This window comes from Myxococcus sp. AB036A, assembly GCF_006547355.1.
Lineage (GTDB): Bacteria > Myxococcota > Myxococcia > Myxococcales > Myxococcaceae > Myxococcus > Myxococcus virescens.
In genome coordinates this window covers 1-18,217 of sequence record NZ_VHLC01000104.1, presented here as the reverse complement: position 1 = coordinate 18,217, position 18,217 = coordinate 1, and the positions used below count along the sequence as shown (strand labels likewise).

Genomic DNA, 18,217 nt, shown 5'->3' with positions numbered 1-18,217 from the left:
GCAACCGCCGGACATCCGGAGGGTGTCCTTCCCTGAGCGAGCCAGGCGGGTGCGCGAATGCGGGAAGGCCCGTCCCGGAAGCGGACAGGCCCGGGGCGGGACGCCCGCTCACCAGCGCGTCAGTGGACGTCCCACCGGGCGGCGATTTCCTCGCACGCCAACCGGACGTCGTTCATCCGGCGCTGCTGGGCCTTGGGCGCCTGGAAGAGTCGGCCCGCGAAGACGTCGAACACGCCCACCAGCCGCGGGTCCACCGGGCCGCGCTGCTCCAACCGCTCCTCGGCGTAACGCTGGAGCACCGTGGCGATGTATTGCCCGGAGCGCTCGTCCAGCGGCGTGTGCTTGGAGAAGTAGAGCTTCAGCAGCCCGGAGCGCATCATCCCCTGGGCATCCACGCTGCGCAGCAGCACGTCCGGGCGCACGCTGATGTCCACGCCCGCCATCGCCAGCGGCGGCAGGTCCGCGTCCACGGGGCTGGCAATCGCGCGGGTGGCCAGGTCCCCCGCGGACACCAGGCAACGCTGGAGCGCCTCCGCGCACAGGGCCAGCCGGTGCGCGTCGTAGTCGGATTCCGGCTGGGCGTTGAGGAGCCGCCGCTGGTGGTAGCGGAGGATGACCTCATCCCGGCCTTCGCACAGGAACTCGATGATGGCCTGGGCGGCGGCGGGGTAGCGCAGGTACTGCGGGTCCACCGGGTGCTTCTGGCCCTGGATGATGCGCTTTCGCAGTGACGGCGTCGCGGTGAGGTACTGGCCCAGCTTGTTGACGGAAACGCGCGGACTCTCACGGGTGACGGTCATGGTTCGGCCTTCCTTTCCGGCTTCGGGAATGAAGGCAGACTACCGGAAGGGTCTGACATTCCCGGGGCGGCCAGACGGGCCGGCTGCCCCATGGAAATCACACCCGTGGGGTAGGCCGTGTCAGGCCCGTCGTAGTGGGCCCCGGTTGGACATGGAGGCGATGACGGCCATCAGCTCCACCGGTTCGATGGGTTTGGGCACGTGGGTGGTGAAGCCCGCGAGCAGCGCGCGCGTCCGGTCCTCCATGCGGGTGTAGGCCGTGAGGGCCACCGCGGGGATGCCGCCACCCTGTTCCTCGGGCAGGGCCCGGACGCGGGCGATGAAGCGGTACCCGTCCTCTTCGGGCATGCCGACGTCGGAGACGAGCACATCGAACGATGCCTCGCGGAGCTCGGCCAGCGCGTCCTCCGAAGAACCGGCCGTGGTGACGATGCCGCCACACGTCTCGATGATGCTGCGAAGCAGCTCGCGCGTGTCCTCCTCGTCGTCCACCACGAGCACCCGCAGGCTCGCGAGCTGGGGCGGGCAGGGGAGGTCCCGCTCCTGCAACGGGCCGCGGAGGGAGGGGGGCACCAGCACCTCCCGCCTCAGCGCCACGGCCTGCGGCAGGCTGACGATGAAGGTGGCTCCCCGGCCCTCGCCCTCGCTGGTGGCCATCACGGTGCCGCCGTGCAGCTCCACCAGGTGCCGGACGATGGCCAGTCCCAGCCCGAGCCCCCCGGCCTTGCGCGTGGTGCTGCCGTCGGCCTGTCGGAAGCGCTCGAACACGTGGGGCAGGAACTGCGGGGAGATGCCCTGGCCCGTGTCGGCCACCGTGATTTCCACCGAGGAGTTCCGCCGCTCCACCAGCACCTGGACGCGGCCTCCCTTGGGGGTGAATTTCACGGCGTTGGACAGCAGGTTCCACACCACCTGCTGCAGGCGGCTCATGTCGCCCATGATGGTGCCGCCCGAGTCGAGCGCGGCCTGGATGCGGATGCCCTTCGCCTCGGCGGCGGGCCGCAGTGATTCGAGCACGGCCTCCACGACCTGGCTCACGTCGACGGACGACACGTCCAGCTTCAGCTTGCCCGTCATGATGCGGCTCACGTCGAGCAGGTCCTCGACGAGCTGCCCCTGGGCGCGGGCATTGCGCTCCACGGTGGCCAGCGCCCGCTCCCGCTTCTCTGGCGGCAGCGTGCCGGTCCGCAGCATCTGCACCCAGCCGAGCACCGCCGTGAGCGGCGTGCGCAGCTCGTGGGAGACGGTGGCGAGGAACTCGTCCTTGAGCCGGTTGGCCTCCTCCGCCTCCTCGCGCGCCACGCGCTCCCGGGCGAGCAACCGCTCCCGCTCCGCCTCCAGTCGCTTCTGTGCGCGGATGTCACGGCCGACGGTGGCGATGCCCATCTGCCGCTGGGTGTCGTGCTCCACCAGGGGGAAGGTGTGGTACTGCGCCGCGATGGGCTCGCCCGTCGGGAAGTGCCGGAAGCGGAACGCTCCCTCCCGCCGGCCGCCCTGGAGGATGGCGGCCGCGATGTGTTCGTCGACGTAGGTCTGGTCTTCGGCCAGGAAGAAGTCCCGCAGGTGGTACCGGGTGATGTCTTCATCGCGTCCCAGGCCCAGCAGGCGCCGCCCCGCATCGTTCACCCACACCGCCCGGCCGGATGGGTCTCCCACGCCGATGAAGTCGGGGGATTGCTCGACGATGGTGGCCAGCCGCTCGCGTTCCTGTTCAGCGCTCCGCTGCTCCGTCACGTCCTGCAGGGCGCCGACGACGCGGTCAGGTCTTCCTTGGTCGTCGAAGTGCGTCTTCACCATGGCCAGCAGGGAGCGCTGCACGCCATCCCAGCCCTGCACGCGGCACTCCAGGCGAATCGCCTCCGCGCCCGGACGCAGCGCCTGTTCGATGGTGCGCCGTGCGCGGTTCACGTCGTCGGGATGAATGCGGGCCGCGGCTTCCTTCAGCGTCGGAGACTTGCCGGGGGGAAGGCCCAGGTGCTGCAAGGCCCGCTCGTCCCACGACAGCACGCCGCGCTCATACTGCAATTCCACGACGCCCAGCTGACCGGCGGCCAGGGCCATGCGCAGGCGTTCCTCGCTGGCCCGGAGCGCGGCCTCCGCCTGGGCCCGCCGGGCCACCTCCGCTTCGGCCTGGGCCCGGGCTTGCTTGGCGCGTGTGTAAGCCTCGCGCTCGGCGCGCTTCTCCTGCTCCACGGCCAGGTGGGTGGCCAGCTCGCGCGCCAGGTCCTCGAAGAACTGGCGATAGGTGTCGTCGAAGCGCAGCCGGGGGCTGATGCCCAGGACGACCACGCCCCGGAGGCTGTCCGTGCTGGTGCGCCGCAGGGGCAGCACCAGCGCCTTCTCCGTGGGCTCGGGCCAGGGGCCGAACTGGCGGGCTCCCAGGAGGGATGGCACCGACTCCAGGAGGACGGGGACGTTCGCCGCCACGGCCTGCTTCGTGGCCTCCGTGATTCGTCCCAGGTCCAGCACGGCGTGCTGCGCCAGCGCGTCGAGCCCCGTGGACTCCGTCAGCTCCAGCCGCTGTTCGCCCTCGTCCCAGTTGTAGATGAGGGCGAAGGGGATGTCCTTGGGGTTGTCCGCCAGGGCTCGGATGGCATCCGTGGTGGCGCTCTCGGAAGGCCCGTTCCCTCGGGGCGCCAGCGCGCGAATCGTGGCCAGCCGGCGTTCGCTGAGGACGACGTCGGTGACCTCGAAGACGACCTGGAGGATGCCCGCGATGGTGCCCGCGTCGTCCCGCAGGGGACTGAAGTCGAAGGTGAAATAGGCCTCTTCATTGAACCCGTAACGGGTGAGCATGAAGTAGGTCTTCGCCACCTGCGTCACTTCGCCCGTCGCCAGGAGCTTGCGCATCCAGGGCGAGATGACGGGATAGGTGTCGGGCCAGCACTCGCGGTAGGTGGCGCCCAGGTAACGGGGATGGCGCGGGCCCATGATGACCGCGTAGCCGTCGTTGTAGACCTGGATGAGCTCGTGTCCCCAGAAGATGATGGCCGGGGCCGGCATCTCCAGAATCATGGCGACGAAGGACTTCAGCGGGCGGGGCCACGATTCGTAGGGGCCAAGTGGGGTACGGCTCCAGTCGTGCGAGCGCAGCAGTCCGCCCAGTTCGCCACCAGGGACAGGGGGTTCAGTCTGGGAAGTGAGTTGTTTCACGCGGTCGGTGGGGTGCAGGGCGGGGTGCGTAATCCTGCGTAATCTAGCGATGCAGCCTGCCGCGTCCTGGCTGGATGCGTCCGGCCGAATCGCGGTGAAGCGGGGAGGCAAGCGCTCGAGTCGCGCCCAGCGTCGTGCCGTGAACAGCCCTCCGCCGCCCGGGCGCCACCCGTCGCCAGGGAAAGTTGATGACGGATTCATGGCGCGGCGCGCTGTTCAATTCCCTGACAGTCTCTGGCTGGACTTTGTACTTTTTATGCAGGGGCGCCATCCCTACGTTCGCCAGAGGAGGCGCTCCCGAGCACGGGGCGCTTCGGCGACTCGCGCGGGCCGTGAAGGCCCGCGCCCCAGCAACGCACGGAGGCGGCGTCATGGCGGATACGGCAGAGAATCCTCTTGGGCTGAATGGTTTCGAGTTCGTGGAGTTCACGAGCCCCCAGCCCGAGGTGATGGAGCGCCTCTTCGAGCGGCTGGGGTTCACCGCGTACTCCAAGCACCCGTCCAAGGACCTGGTCCGCTACAAGCAGGGCGGCATCAACCTGCTCATCAACCGCGAGGCCTCCGGGCAGGCCGCTGAGTTCCGCGCGGAGCACGGCCCGTCCGCCAGCGGCATGGCCTTCCGCGTGGCGAACGCGCGCACCGCCTACGAGATGGCCCTGGAGCGCGGCGCCAAGGCGGCGGACCCGGAGCGGGGCTCGCTGGGCGAGGGCTCCTATGTCGTGGAGGGCATCGGTGGCAGCCTGCTGTATCTGGTGGACCGCCACGGGGAGAAGGGGACGCTCTATGACTCCTGGCAGGAGATTCCTGGCGCCGAGGAGGCCGAGGCGAAGAACAGCGTGGGCCTGGAGACGCTGGACCACCTGACCCACAACGTGCGCCGCGGGCAGATGCGCACCTGGTCGTCCTTCTACAACCGCATCTTCGGCTTCACCGAGCAGAAGTACTTCGACATCAAGGGCCAGGCCACGGGCCTGTTCAGCCAGGCGATGATCGCTCCGGACAAGGCCATCCGGATTCCGCTCAACGAGAGCCAGGACGACAAGTCGCAGATTGAAGAGTTCATCCGCCAGTACAAGGGCGAGGGCATCCAGCACCTGGCGCTCACCACGCCGGACATCTACGACACCGTGGAGCGGCTGCGCGCGCGCGGCGTGGCGCTGCAGGACACGCTGGAAACCTATTACGACCTGGTCGACAAGCGCGTCCCCAACCACGGCGAGGACCTGGCGCGGATGCGCAAGAACCGCATCCTCATCGACGGCAGCGAGGAAGAGGGCCTGCTGCTCCAGATCTTCACCGAGAATCTCTTCGGGCCCATCTTCTTCGAAATCATCCAGCGCAAGGGCAACGAGGGTTTCGGGAACGGCAACTTCCAGGCGCTCTTCGAGTCCATTGAACTGGACCAGATTCGCCGCGGCGTCATCAAGGTCGACTAGTCCGCGCGCCGCGCTTGCGAGGAGAATCCGGTGACCACCCAGTCTTCCTCCGAGGTGTCGCCGGGGAGCGTCCTCAAGACGGCTCCCGGCGCCTATCTGTCTGGCTTTGGCAACGAGTTCGCCACCGAGGCGGTGCCCGGCGCACTGCCCCAGGGACAGAACTCACCCCAGCGGGCGCCGTTCGGCCTCTATGCCGAGCAGTTGTCGGGCTCGGCCTTCACGGCCCCGCGCCGGGAGAACCGGCGCAGCTGGCTGTACCGCCTGCGGCCCAGCGCCAACCACCCTGCGTTCCAGCCGCTGGCGCAGGGGCTCTTGCGCAGCGGGCCCTTCGACGAGGTGCCCGCCTCGCCCAACCGGCTGCGGTGGAGTCCCCAGCCCCCGCCAGTCCAGCCCACTGATTTCGTGGACGGGCTCGTCACCTACGCGGGCAACGGGGACGCGGCGTCGGGCGCGGGCATCAGCATCCACCTGTACGCGGCCAACCGCTCCATGGTGGACCGGGTGTTCTTCGACGCGGACGGTGAGCTGCTCATCGTCCCGCAGGCGGGGCGGCTGCGGCTGGTGACGGAGCTGGGCGTGCTGGACGTGGCGCCGGGCGAAATCGCGGTGGTGCCGCGCGGGGTTCGCTTCCGCGCGGAGCTGCCGGAGGGCCCGGCCGCCGGTTACGTCTGTGAGAACCACGGTGCGTTCTTCCGGCTGCCGGACCTGGGGCCCATTGGGGCCAATGGACTGGCCAACCCGCGCGACTTCCTGACGCCGGTGGCGGCCTTCGAGGACGTGGACCGGCCCACGGAGGTGGTGCAGAAGTTCCAGGGGCGGCTGTGGTCGGCGCGGTATTCGTACTCACCGCTGGACGTGGTGGCGTGGCACGGGAACCTGGCGCCGTACAAGTACGACCTGGCCCGCTTCAACACCATCAACACGGTGAGCTTCGACCATCCGGACCCGTCCATCTTCACGGTCCTCACGTCGCCCAGCGAGGTGCCGGGCACGGCCAACTGTGACTTCGTTATCTTCCCGCCGCGCTGGATGGTGGCCGAGCACACCTTCCGGCCGCCCTGGTTCCACCGCAACGTGATGAGCGAGTTCATGGGGCTGGTGCACGGCGTCTACGACGCGAAGGCGGGTGGCTTCGCCCCGGGCGGCGGCTCGCTGCACAACTGCATGAGCGGCCATGGCCCGGACCGGACCAGCTACGAACAGGCCGTCCAGGCGGACCTGAAGCCTCATAAAATCAAGGACACGCTGGCCTTCATGTTCGAGTCGCGCTGGGTCATCCGTCCCACGCGCTTCGCCATGGAGACGCCCGCGCTCCAGCAGGACTACGACGCGTGCTGGGCGGGCTTCCAGAAGGCGACGTTGCCTTGAGGGCCCCGTGAGCACGGGCGGGGAGACGGCGGGGCGCAAGCGCGTCTGGTCGACGCCGGCCAACGTGAAGCTGCTCCCGGTGAGCGCCCTGGAGGACCCCGGGGCGCGCAACCTCGTCCTCCAGATTGGGGACGCCTTCTTCCACGGCTTCCTGGTGCGCAAGGGTGACGCGGTCCACGGCTACGTGGACCGGTGTCCCCACGCGGGCCTGCCGCTCGCGCGCGAGCTGGACCGCTACCTGACGCCGGACAAGGGGCTCATCGTCTGTGCCTGGCACGGGGCCCTGTTCCAGGTGGAGGACGGGCTGTGCGTGGGCGGGCCGTGTTCGGGCGGGCGGCTCACGCCGTGGCCGGTGACGGTGCGTGACGGCATCGTCGTCACCGGCTGAGCACGCGGCTCAGGCGGGCGTTGCGACGGGCGCGGCCTCCGCCTCCGTCTCCGCGTCGAGGGAGACCAGGACCTGCTTCTCCCAGGCGCGGCTCTTCCAGCGCAGCCACATGGTGATGCCGCGCACCCATTCATCCGCGGCCACCGCCACCCACACACCGGCCAGTCCCAGGCCCATGTGGAAGACGAGGTAGTAGCCCAGCGGCAGGCTCATGCAGACCATGGACGCGATGCCCATGTAGACGGTGAACGTCGCGTCACCCGCGGCGCGCAGGGCGTTGATGAGCACCAGGTTGAAGCAGCGCCCCGTCTCCAGCGCGAGCCCGATGACGATGACCTGCGCTGTCAGCCGGACGATGTCGGCGTTCTCGGTGAAGAGCGAGACGATGGGGACGCGGAGGAGGACGACGGCCACGTCCACGACCAGGGTGATGGCCAGGCCCCACTTCAGGCTGCGCAGGGCCTGCTGGTACGCGTCGTCGGCGCGGTTGGCGCCCACCAGCCTGCCCACGATGATGGACGTCCCCATGCCAATGGCCAGGCTGCACAGGAAGACATACTGGGAGATGGCGTGTGCGTACTGCCGGGACGCCAGCGCCACCGCGCCCAGGAACGTCACGTAGTACAGGAACACCGTCTGGCAGCCCTGGTACGTGGCCTGCTCGAAGGCGGAGGGCAGGCCGACCTTGAGAATCTTGCGGACGTAGTCCTTGGAGAACGTCACGTAGTCGCGCGGCGCCATCTTCACCGGCATCACCCGGTACAGCACGTAGACGAAGACGCCCAGCGCGATGGCTCGGCTCACGACGGTGGAGATGGCGGCGCCCGCCACGCCCATCGCGGGGAAGCCGAAGTGGCCGGCGATGAGCACGTAGTTGCCACCCACGTGCAGCACGTTCATTCCCAGCGAGACGAACATGGACGCGCGCGTGAAGCCGTAGGTGCGCAGCAGCCCGGCGAAGACGTTGATGAGGGCCTGGAGGAACAGGAAGCCGCCGACGATGTGCAGGTACGTCTTGGCGTACGCCAGCATGTGGCCCTGAAGGTTCATCCCGCCCAGGATGGCATCCCCGCTGAGCAGCAGCCCCGCGCTGACGGTGATGCCGAGCGCGAGGTTCAGGGTGACGGCGATGGCGGAGATGCGCGCGGCCTCTGTCTGCCTGCGCGCGCCCAGGTACTGGGCCACGACGATGGCCGCGCCGTGACCCACGACCTCCATGATGAGGATGCAGATGAAGACGTACTGATTGACGACGCCCACCGAGGCGACGGCGTCATCCGACACGCCGCTGAGCATCAGCGTGTCCGCCGTGCCCATCATCATGAAGAGCAGCAGCTCCAGGAAGATGGGCCACGTGAGCCGGAACAGCCCCAGCGACGGTGCGCCGTGTGGATCGGCATTCGGGGATGCTGCGACTTCCATGGTGCGTCGACTCCGAGAGCCGGGCGCGGCATTGCCTCGGCTCGCGCCAGCGTCTCGCATGTCGCGCAGAGCGCGTCGAGTGACATCGAGGTGTGGGCGCCGCTGCTTGATTTGTGTTCAAACAGCAGAAGCCTTTTGCTCGTCTGCCCGACGGCCAATGGCGCGGTGAGGCGTGCGGATGATGGCCACGGCTTACCGTGACAACGCGGGCTCAGCTTGGGCGCCTGGCGCCTTGAGCCAGCGCCTGGCCGCTCGTTCGCCTCAAGGAGTCCGTATCGTGTGTGGGGTGACCCAAGATGGTCGACCGCGGCCCCGACGACATTGGCGCTCCCAGGGGCTCCAATGCCTGCCTCGGACCGGTGACAACTCGCACCGTTCGGTGAAGGTGACCCTCACCCATCCGGCGCAGCCGCGGCGCGGCGCTCAGGGCGCGAGCCGCGCGGATGGGGCGTCCGCCCCCTTCGTGCGCGTCGCCGTAGACGGCTCGGTGATGTCTTCGATTTGCAGATACTCGGAGGCTTCGACGATGACTTCCGCGGGCGCGCCCCGGTTGGAGCCCCGGCCGTTGACCTCACAGTCTCCGTCGGTGTGGACGCCCAGCAGGTGCCCTTGCCGGTTGAGTACGCCCGCGCCGGAGCTGCCGACCAGCGTGTCCAGGTTCCCGTAGAAGATGAGGTTGTTGCACGCGTCCAGATACCGGCCCTCGGCAACGACCTTGGGGCGTCCGCGAGGGTGCTGGATGATGGCCAGTTGTTCGGTGGCCTGGGCCGTCAGCGGGATGGGCGTGACATCCGGGAGGACGTCGAGCTGGATGAGCGCGTAGTCCGGCTCCATCGACTGCTCGATGACGGTGCCCTCCGTAATCAAGGGGTCGCCGTCCGCGTCGTCCTCGAAGTTGAAGACGATCAGCGGGATGTCCCCGAGGTTGACACAGTGGCCCGCGGTGAGCACCACGGGGCCCGCGCTTGCTTGAATCAGCGTTCCGGTGCAGCGCCCGTCAATGAGCACGACGGCGTCTTCCCGGTCCTGGATGACGTCCGAGAACTCGCCGACGTAGCTGTTGATGGGAGTGAAGTCGAGCGTCGGACCGCACTGCGCGAAAGCACGAACCTCCGGACTGGCGGGTGGCTCACAGACCGCAGGCTCGGTCGGCTCGGACCGTCCTCCGCAGGCGGTGAGGCCCAGGAAGACGGTCCCAGCGAGGAGCGAACCCCACAGCGTCATGAGGAAGTCTGTGGGGTGTCGCGCCATGACTCAGTACAGGTACTGGAGCGCCGTGACGTCGGAGCTCTTGAAGTTACCCGTCTCGGACGAGCCGAAGCAGGAGTTCATGAGCGAACCGCCGCGGGTGGCCGTGGTCGGCGTGCCCGGGATGTGGATGGCGCCAACGCCCGCGCTGCCCTCGTTGGTGGCCGCGCCACCGCAGCTGATGCTGCGGTTGTAGTAGTCAGAGTGACGCAGGCCCACGGCGTGGCCCAGCTCGTGGGTCACGACGTGCTCGACCACGGCCACGCCGTAGGTGGCGGTGCCGGTGCCGATGTTGATGATGCCGTAGGGACGGCCGCCGGAGGGGAAGCCCGCCGAGCCGCCAGCGCCGGACATGGTGCGCGCGGAGATGGTCGCGCTGCAGCCGGAGCCGCCGCGCTGCATGGTGAACGACAGGCCCAGCGCGTTGTAGTTGGCGATCGCCCGGTCAAGGGCGGACATCAGCGTGGAGTTGGCGGCGTACGCGGAGTTCGGGACGATGCAGATGCGGGTGATGGAGGAGGAGACGAGGTTCGTCGTGCGGTACTGCTCCTGCGTCTTCAGGTCCGTCTGGAGCATCTCGCGGGACGCCTCGAGCGTCACGTGCGAGTCGCGACCCACGTACACCTGGCCGTCGGAGACCAGGATGTCGTCCGCCGGGAAGCCGGCCTCGACCAGGTTGGAGATGATCTCTTCATGCTCGTGCTGCGAATCGGCCTGCACGTCAGTGCCGCAGCCCGTCAGCATCATGCTACCGGTCACCGCGAGGACTGCAGCTCCCTTGAACATCTTCTGGAACATGGGCATCGGAGATTCCTCGTCCGTTTTGACTGCGGGGGGACGCGCCGGCCGCCTGGTATCCACCAGCCGCGGCGAGGCGCGTCCCGGCCCATGAGCAAATGGTAGGCCAATGAGTCCCGTAGAGCGAGAAACCAGAAATAGTTGACTAGCGTGGAGTGTCTGCGCTCCAGGCCCGTGTCACGGGCGCGTAAATAGAGTTGACGCCAGTCGCCACAAGCCCGCGTGATTGCTTCAGATTCCCTGGAGACAGCAGGGCGTTTCGAAACCACACAGTGATGTCTGCTTATCGGTCACTTGCCCCATGGGGCAAAGACACCCCAGGCATCATCTGGCGCAAGTGAAAACAAACTACGCCCCTGTAATGGGGTGAGAAAGGACACTCCCCTCTGACGACAGGTGCATGTGAATACACTGTCGGTGTATTCAGTCGCATATGCAAATGCGCCACGTCACTTGTCCTGTCGCCGCGCTGCTGGGCGCGGCCCTGTCGTTCCTTCCTGGCTGTGGGAGCACGATGTCGAGCAATCCCTCGCCCATCGAGGCTCAGAGCCAGACCTCCACTTCTCAGCAGGCCGCGGAGGCCTGGAAGCGTGCCCGCGTGGGCGACCGCGTCACCTATGCCTTCTCCGCGACCCAGGGCCCCACCCTCGGTGCGGCTGACGCCGCGCGCACGCTCGACGGCCAGTTGACGCTGGAGGTCGTGTCCGTTCAGCAGCCCTGGGTCTATGTGCGGGTGGCCTTCACGGACGCGGCGGGCCATCCGTTGTCGCAGACGCGGCTGGCGCAGGACCTGGTGGTTCCCGTGCGCTCGGACATGACGCGCTCGCTGGACGTGCCGCGTCCAGGGCAGGTGACGGCGGAGCGTCCTTCCTTCTCCGGGCGCGACTGGGAGGCCACTCGCTATGTCAGCGATCAACGGCCCGTGGATGGTCCGCTGCGCACGCGCGTGTATGCCAATGATTCGGCATTGCTCTACCTGACGCGCGGCCTGCTGGAGGCCAGCACGGAGTCCGCCGGGTTCCGGACGCCGGGCGGCATCCGGCTGTCGCTGCGTGAGTTCCAGGAGGGCTCCACCGAGGCCAGCGCCCCCGCGCCCGCGCTGGAGCGGCCCCTGGGGCCCGGCGCGTACTACGACAGGAAGGTGGACATGGCGCCCACGCACGAGGTGCTGCGCGTGTGTTTCACCGCGGAGCGCGGCTACATCCTGCGCGCGGAGGGCCCCTTGGGCACTGGGAGCGAGCCGTGCGCCGACTTCTCCAAGGCGGAGCCTGAGTCCCTGGAGGAGGTGGTGATGGGCCTTCCTTGGGAGGCGCTGGTTTCGGGCGAGTGGCCTCCCTCCAAGGACGGCGCCCGTGGCACCTTCACCGTGGGAGACCGGAACGTGCCCTCCATCACGGACCAACGCACGGAGGACGTGGAGGGCACGCAGCACGTCTTCATGGACACCTACGCGGCGGAGCCCTGGGCGCCGGGGCTCGCGGGCCTGCCGTATGAAGCGCGCTTCCAGTCGCTCTCCAGCGGCTCCGAGCGCGTGGGCCCCGGAGGGCAGCGTGAGTCCGCGGGCGGCAGTCGGATCGTCCAGTGGGGCCCGTGGCTCGGCGGGCAGCCGTGACGGTTCGGTAGCCTCCAGAAAGAGGCCCGAGGGGCCCTTGCGCAGAGCGGAGCTACACTGGGTGCGGACTGGAGGCTTCATGCACCTTGAGAGATTTCGTCGGCTGCCCGCGCTCGTGCTTCTCGGACTTTCCTTCGCCGGTGGGATGGGGTGCTCGGAGGACGACGGGGGCGTGAACACGCCCAACCCCCTGACGAATCCCAAGGATGGGCCTCCCGCCGGGAATCAGAACCCGGAGGCCACGTGCGCCATCCCGGCCGAGGCTGGCCTCGCGGATGTCTCCCGGCCCACCACGGTCGTCGGCACGGGCAGTCCGGAGAGCTGTACCAGTGACGCGTTCATCCAGGCCGTGGCGCTGGGCGGGGTCATCACCTTCGACTGCGGTCCCGAGCCCGTCACCATCACCCTGGAGCGGACGGCGAAGATCTTCAACGACACGGGGCCGGAGATCGTCATCGACGGCAAGGGACTGGTGACGCTGAGCGGGGCGGGGCGGCATCGCATCCTGTACATGAACACCTGCGACCGGGAGCAGGTGTGGACGACGGCGCACTGCCAGGACCAGGACCACCCTCGGCTGACGCTGCAGAACCTGACGTTCGTGGATGCCAGCTCCAAGACGGAGACCGAGTTCGACGGCGGCGGCGCGGTCTGGGTGCGCGGCGGGCGCTTGAAGGTCATCAACTCCCGGTTCTTCAACAACGCCTGCGCGGATGTGGGGCCGGACGTGGGAGGCGCCGCGCTCCGTGCGTTCAGCCAGCACCGGAACCAGCCCGTGTACGTGGTGAACACGACCTTCGGGGGCAAGGCCGGTTATGGCGGTGCCTGCTCCAACGGCGGTGGCATCAGCAGCATCGGCGTGTCGTGGACCATCATCAACAGCCTGTTCTCCCACAACCGGGCTGTCGGCAACGGCGCCAATCCCGCGCGGCCGGGGACTCCCGGTGGGGGAAGTGGCGGGGCCATCTACAACGATGGGAACACGATGACGCTGTCACTTTGTGGCACCCGGATTGAGCACAACGAGGTCAATGCTCACGGCAGCGCCATCTTCTTCGTGAGCAATGACCACTCGGGAGATATCCGCATCGACCGCTCCGTGATTCGGAACAATACAGGCGGCTCGTGGTACCCGACGCATCCACAGATTTCGAATCACGATGACACGCCCATCGTCGTGACGAGCTCCACGATTGAGTGACGAATCGCTCGTCTGCCTCACCCTGGGGGCTCAGCGCCGCTTCTTTCCCGGTGCCTTTCCGTCGATGAATACCGCCAGTCCATCGAGCACTCGTTCGAGACCGAAGGCAAACGCCCCCTTGGGGTCGTGTGCCCCGTAGGTCTCTCCCGCGGTCTGCCCGACGCGGGACAGGACGGGGTAGGGCGTGAAGTCGACGGTTTCGAGGAAGGGGGCGACGCGGTACCACCACTCCTCGTCCGTCATGCCGGTCAGGTCCTTGACCATCTTCTCCCGGGCCGCGTTGCGGACCGCGCCGTGGACGTAGTCGAGGACCAGGGTGATGATCCGGTCCATCTCGAGGTCCGTGAGCCCCAGGCCTTCAATGGCACTCAACGCGATGTCGGCGGAACGGAAGGTGTTCGGGCCCAGCACGGTGCGGTGGGTCGCGAGTGGAATCACCCACGGGTGGGCCAGGTAGAAGTCGCGATAGTCCGTCGCCACCCGCGTCAGGTTGGCGCGCCAGTCGGCGGGCTTGAAGACGGGCCGGTCCTTCAGGATTTCGCCGGACACGACATCCATCATCAAGTCCAACAGCTCGGCCTTGCCGGGGATGTGCGTGTAGAACGACATGGGGGAGATGCCCACCGCCTCCGCGACGCGGCGCGTGCTGACCGCTGCGAGCCCTTCGGCATCCGCGATGGTGACGGCGGCTGACACCAGCTCCGCGACGCTGGCCTTCGCCTTCGGGCCGCGCTTCGGTGCCTCGGTCCGTCCCCATAGCAACTGCAGTGATTTCAACGGGTCGCCCCGGCCGGAAATCTCGTCGCTCATCCGTACCTCAGGATAACTATTTACAGCGTACGGGGTTGTTGTGCTAAACCTCGTGCGCCGTACGAAGTTACGGCGTAGCTGAAAAGATGTCGAGCGATTTGCGGGAAGCCTGTGTGTGGACGTGCCGCGTCCGCGGGCAGGGCGTCACTCTAAGGAGAAGCCAATCATGTACGGCTCCATCAAGATTCGCGGGGCACGCGAGAACAACCTGAAGAATGTCTCGCTCGACATCCCCAAGCGGAAGATCACGGTCTTCACGGGCGTCTCGGGTTCGGGCAAGTCGTCCCTGGTTTTCGGCACCATCGCGGCGGAGAGCCAGCGGCTCATCAACGAGACCTATCCGGCCTTCGTGCAGCAGTTCATGCCGCACTATGGCCAGCCGGACGCGGAGAGCCTGGAGAACATCTCCGCCGCCATCATCGTGGACCAGCAGCGGCTGGGCGGGAACTCACGCTCCACGGTCGCCACCGTCACCGACGCCGCGCAGATGCTCCGCGTGGTGTTCTCACGCCTCGCCGAGCCGCACCTGGGCAGCCCAGGCTTCTATTCCTACAACGACCCCCGGGGGCTTTGTTCGGAGTGCGAGGGCATTGGTCAGGTCGCGTCCATGGACATGGACGCCGTCATCGACAAGTCCAAGTCCCTCAATGAGGGCGCCATCCTGCCCAAGGACTATGCGGTCGACAGTTGGTACTGGGCCATCTACGCACGCTCGGGCTTCTTCGACGTCGATAAGAAGCTGTCCAAGTACACGAAGGAGGAGATGGAGAAGCTCCTCCACCTGGACGACGGCCGGAAGATCAAGCTCGACAAGATGAACCTCACCTACGAGGGCCTTGTCCCCAAGCTGCGCCGGACGCTGGGTTCCAAGGACCCTGAGACGGTCCAGCCGCACGTCCGCGCCGAATACGAGCGCATCTTCACCCGAGCCATCTGCCCTTCCTGCAAAGGTGGGCGCCTCAACCAGGCCGCGCTCGGCAGCCACATCCTGGGCAAGAACATCGCGGAGTGCTCCGCGATGCAGGTGTCGGACCTCGCCGCGTTCGTCCGGAAGATTGCCGCTCCGTCCGTGGGGCCCATGCTGGAGGCCCTGGCCCACCGGCTCGACAACCTGGTGACCATTGGCCTGGGGTACCTCAGCCTCGACCGCGAGAGTTCGACGCTGTCGGGTGGAGAGAGCCAGCGGGTGAAGATGGTGCGGCACCTGGGCTCCAGCCTCACCGATGTGACGTACATCTTCGATGAGCCCAGCGTGGGGCTCCACCCGCACGACGTAGGTCGGCTCGCGGGCCTGATGCAGCAGCTGCGCGACAAGGGCAACACCGTGCTCATCGTGGAGCACAAGCCAGACATGATTGCGATTGCGGACCATGTGGTCGACATGGGGCCCAAGGCCGGCAACAAGGGGGGGCAGGTCGTCTTCGAGGGCACCTACGAGGGGCTGCTGACCTCGGGCACCCTCACGGGCAACCACATGAAGAAGCACCAGCCGCTGAAGACCACGCCTCGAAAGCCCACGGGGCAGCTTCAAATCAAGGGCGCCCGGCTCAACAACCTCCAGGACCTGTCTGTTTCGATTCCGCGGGGTGTGCTCACGGTGGTGACGGGTGTGGCGGGTTCGGGGAAATCGTCGCTGATTCAGGGCTGCCTGCCCAAGGCGTACCCGGAGACCATCATCATCGACCAGAACCTGGCTCGGGGCTCGCGCCGCTCCAACACCGCCACGTACACCGGCATCCTCGACAACGTCCGCAAGGCCTTCGCCAAGGCGAACAAGGTGGATGCCGCGCTGTTCTCCGCCAACTCGAAGGGGGCCTGCCCGGACTGCAGTGGCCTGGGCGTCATCTACACGGACCTGGCGCACCTGGACCCGATGGTGACCGTCTGTGAGACGTGCGAGGGCAAGCGGTTCACCGAGGAGGTGCTGGCGCACCGGTTGCGCGGCAAGTCCATCAGCGAGGTCTACGAGATGGCCATCAGTGACGCGGTGGCCTTCTTCACCGAACCTGCGATCGCCAAAATCCTCCAGGGGCTGGATGACGTCGGGCTCGGCTACCTCACGCTGGGGCAGCCGCTGTCAACGCTGTCGGGCGGTGAGCGCCAGCGGTTGAAGCTCGCCGCCGAGCTGGGCCGTTCTGGGAACATCTACGTGCTCGATGAGCCCACCACGGGCCTGCACATGAACGACGTGGACACGTTGATTGGCTTGTTCGACCGGCTGGTGGATGCCGGGTCGACGGTCATCGTCATCGAGCACAACCTCGACGTGGTGTCCCGCGCGGACTGGGTCATCGACCTGGGACCCGGCGCCGGGCATGAGGGCGGACAGGTCGTCTTCGAAGGCCTTCCGGCTCAGCTCGCGACGCACCCGCGCTCGCTGACCGGGCAGCACATGGCCCGCCGAGGCAAGGCGTAACGGCGGGCCCGGCGGAGCGGTGAGAGACACCTCGCACCGCTCCGGCCTATGCGTGCAGCTCAGGACTTCGCGGGCTCCAGCTTCCACGGGACGAGGTTGTAATAGTCGTCCTTGGGATAGAGCTTGCCGCTGTCTCCTTCGAACGAGAGCGTCTTGTCCGCGCGATCGTCGCCCTTCTCGGCCCGCCAGCGGTTGCGGATGTAGAACTCATCCGTCTTGCCCGGCACGGGGATGAACTTCCAGGGGACGAGGTCCGCCACGTTGTCCCGGTGGAAGAGCTTGAGCGTGTTGCCATCGAAGGACAGGTGGTAGTCCAGCCGCTTGTCGCCCAGGTCCGCGCGCCAGCGGCTGCGGATGTAGTACTCGTCCGACTTGCCGGGCACGGGAATCAACTTCCAGGGGACCAGGTCGTTCGTGTTGTCATCGGCGTAGAGCTGCACGTTCTCCCCAGAGAAGCTCAAGTGCTTGTTGACGCGCTTCTCGCCGGGGTCGGCCCGCCAGCGGCTTCGGAAGTAGAACTCCTTGTTCGCCATCGAGGAGACATCGGGGCGGGTGAAGCCCTCGGTCCGGATGTGCGTGTCGACGGCTTGCATCATCCAGGTCTTCTTCTTCTGGATGTCCGAGTCCTGGGGGAAGTATTCGGCCGTGAAGAGCTCGTACAGCGGCTTCAAATCGAGCTGGAGCGGCTTGGGGTCCTGCCGGATGCTCTTCACCCACTCGTTGAAGTCCGTGCTGGGCGTGCCGCCCACCCACTGGATGCTGTCGATGGTCAGCCCGCTGGACTGCTTGAACGCGGAGCTGGAGGACGTGGAGGTGCTCGTTCCCGTATTGGCGGTGGCGCCCTGGTAGGTGGCCGACGCGGACGAGGAGATGTCGACGCCCCGCTCCACGAATCTGGAGTACTCCTTGGAGGAGATGTGGACGCGTTGGTACATCCGTCCACCGAACGTGACCTCCCGGGCGTAGTGCGTGCCGAAGGTCTTGATGAACGCGGCGCAGGCGCTCTCCGACGTGAGCTTCGCCACCTCGCTGGTGAACCGGCTGCTCAGCGGCAGCTTCTTGATGAAGTCGTGGTTGAGCTCAATCGAGCAGTCCTCGAAGAAGCTCTGGACGAACGTCTCAATGGTTTCATTCGAGCTGCTGGTCTTCTCGAGCTGCCGATACGTGAGGCTGGCGCTGAACGACACCAGTCCCGGAATGTCCAGCCCCGCGCTGACAGTGTGCTCGAAGCTGTGCGAGAAGTCGAAGGAGGAGAACCACGTCTGCGTGCGAGAGGTGCGCTCGCCCCGGGATTCAGAGAGGTAGCGCGTCCCTTCGGGGATGTAGAGGCTCTTGTCCGGCGTGAGCTGCGTGCAGGACTCCGGGGTAATCTGGACGATGCTCTCGGTCGTGGCGCCTCCGCCGTCCCGGATGCGCTGGCTCAGGTCCAGCGGGTTGATTCGGATGACGTCGTAGCACCTGCCAAGAAAATCGATGTTCTTGTATGGGACCGTTCCCTCGAACTTGTTGAAGTCGATCTGCATTGGCTCGGCCATGTTCGGAACTCCCTGGGTGGGGTGGGGGTG

The 18,217-nt window shown here is 67.2% G+C and carries 13 protein-coding genes; 6 read left to right on the top strand and 7 right to left on the bottom strand.

The features are described from left to right. Nucleotides 1–119 precede the first annotated feature (119 nt). Entirely contained in the window at nt 120–800 is a 681-nt protein-coding gene (locus tag FL344_RS31140; protein WP_141621077.1) for a hypothetical protein, read from the bottom strand. Nucleotides 801–920: 120 nt separating this feature from the next. Then, nucleotides 921–3,815, bottom strand: coding sequence for an ATP-binding protein (locus FL344_RS31135; RefSeq protein WP_305021782.1), 2,895 nt, complete (start codon nt 3,813–3,815; stop codon nt 921–923). Between the two features lie 509 nt (nt 3,816–4,324). On the opposite strand from FL344_RS31135, the gene hppD reads away from it, so the two are divergent. From hppD to FL344_RS31120, 3 genes are read left to right on the top strand one after another with little or no spacing between them, the layout of a single operon-like run. After that, entirely contained in the window at nt 4,325–5,389 is a 1,065-nt protein-coding gene (gene hppD, locus FL344_RS31130) for a 4-hydroxyphenylpyruvate dioxygenase (RefSeq protein WP_141589803.1), read from the top strand. Nucleotides 5,390–5,419: 30 nt separating this feature from the next. After that, the gene (hmgA, locus tag FL344_RS31125; RefSeq protein ID WP_141589804.1) at nt 5,420–6,757 is read left to right on the top strand and encodes a homogentisate 1,2-dioxygenase; all 1,338 of its coding nucleotides are present in this window, start codon (nt 5,420–5,422) and stop codon (nt 6,755–6,757) included. 7 nt (nt 6,758–6,764) lie between these two features. Next, nucleotides 6,765–7,145: a Rieske (2Fe-2S) protein gene (locus tag FL344_RS31120; RefSeq protein ID WP_011552855.1), complete on the top strand. Its 381-nt coding sequence runs from the start codon at nt 6,765–6,767 to the stop codon at nt 7,143–7,145. A 9-nt stretch (nt 7,146–7,154) separates the two neighbouring features. On the opposite strand, the gene FL344_RS31115 is transcribed toward FL344_RS31120, so the two are convergent. The 3 genes from FL344_RS31115 to prtB form a co-directional block, all read right to left on the bottom strand. Beyond that, entirely contained in the window at nt 7,155–8,567 is a 1,413-nt protein-coding gene (locus tag FL344_RS31115; protein ID WP_141589805.1) for an MATE family efflux transporter, read from the bottom strand. 423 nt (nt 8,568–8,990) lie between these two features. Next, nucleotides 8,991–9,818, bottom strand: a complete 828-nt coding sequence (locus tag FL344_RS31110) for a serine protease (protein WP_141589806.1) — start codon at nt 9,816–9,818, stop codon at nt 8,991–8,993. Between the two features lie 3 nt (nt 9,819–9,821). Beyond that, complete coding sequence (prtB, locus tag FL344_RS31105; RefSeq protein WP_090488859.1) at nt 9,822–10,619, bottom strand: M57 family metalloprotease PrtB; 798 nt, start codon at nt 10,617–10,619, stop codon at nt 9,822–9,824. Nucleotides 10,620–11,052: 433 nt separating this feature from the next. Between prtB and FL344_RS31100 the strand changes: the two genes are divergently transcribed. After that, a complete protein-coding gene (locus FL344_RS31100) occupies nt 11,053–12,225 on the top strand; it encodes a DUF6068 family protein (RefSeq protein WP_228557858.1) in 1,173 nt (390 codons plus the stop codon). Between the two features lie 79 nt (nt 12,226–12,304). Then, the gene (locus FL344_RS31095) at nt 12,305–13,426 is read left to right on the top strand and encodes a hypothetical protein (RefSeq protein WP_194858345.1); all 1,122 of its coding nucleotides are present in this window, start codon (nt 12,305–12,307) and stop codon (nt 13,424–13,426) included. 30 nt (nt 13,427–13,456) lie between these two features. On the opposite strand, the gene FL344_RS31090 is transcribed toward FL344_RS31095, so the two are convergent. Further along, nucleotides 13,457–14,236 (bottom strand): TetR/AcrR family transcriptional regulator, encoded by a 780-nt coding sequence (locus tag FL344_RS31090; protein WP_141589809.1) that lies wholly within the window; start codon nt 14,234–14,236, stop codon nt 13,457–13,459. Nucleotides 14,237–14,402: 166 nt separating this feature from the next. Between FL344_RS31090 and FL344_RS31085 the strand changes: the two genes are divergently transcribed. Further along, nucleotides 14,403–16,652 carry an excinuclease ABC subunit UvrA gene (locus FL344_RS31085; RefSeq protein WP_141589810.1) on the top strand — a complete coding sequence of 750 codons (2,250 nt, stop codon included), beginning with the start codon at nt 14,403–14,405 and terminating at the stop codon, nt 16,650–16,652. 59 nt (nt 16,653–16,711) lie between these two features. On the opposite strand, the gene FL344_RS31080 is transcribed toward FL344_RS31085, so the two are convergent. Continuing rightward, on the bottom strand, nt 16,712–18,217 hold a 1,506-nt coding region (locus FL344_RS31080; RefSeq protein WP_228565498.1), incomplete at its 5' end, for an MAC/perforin domain-containing protein.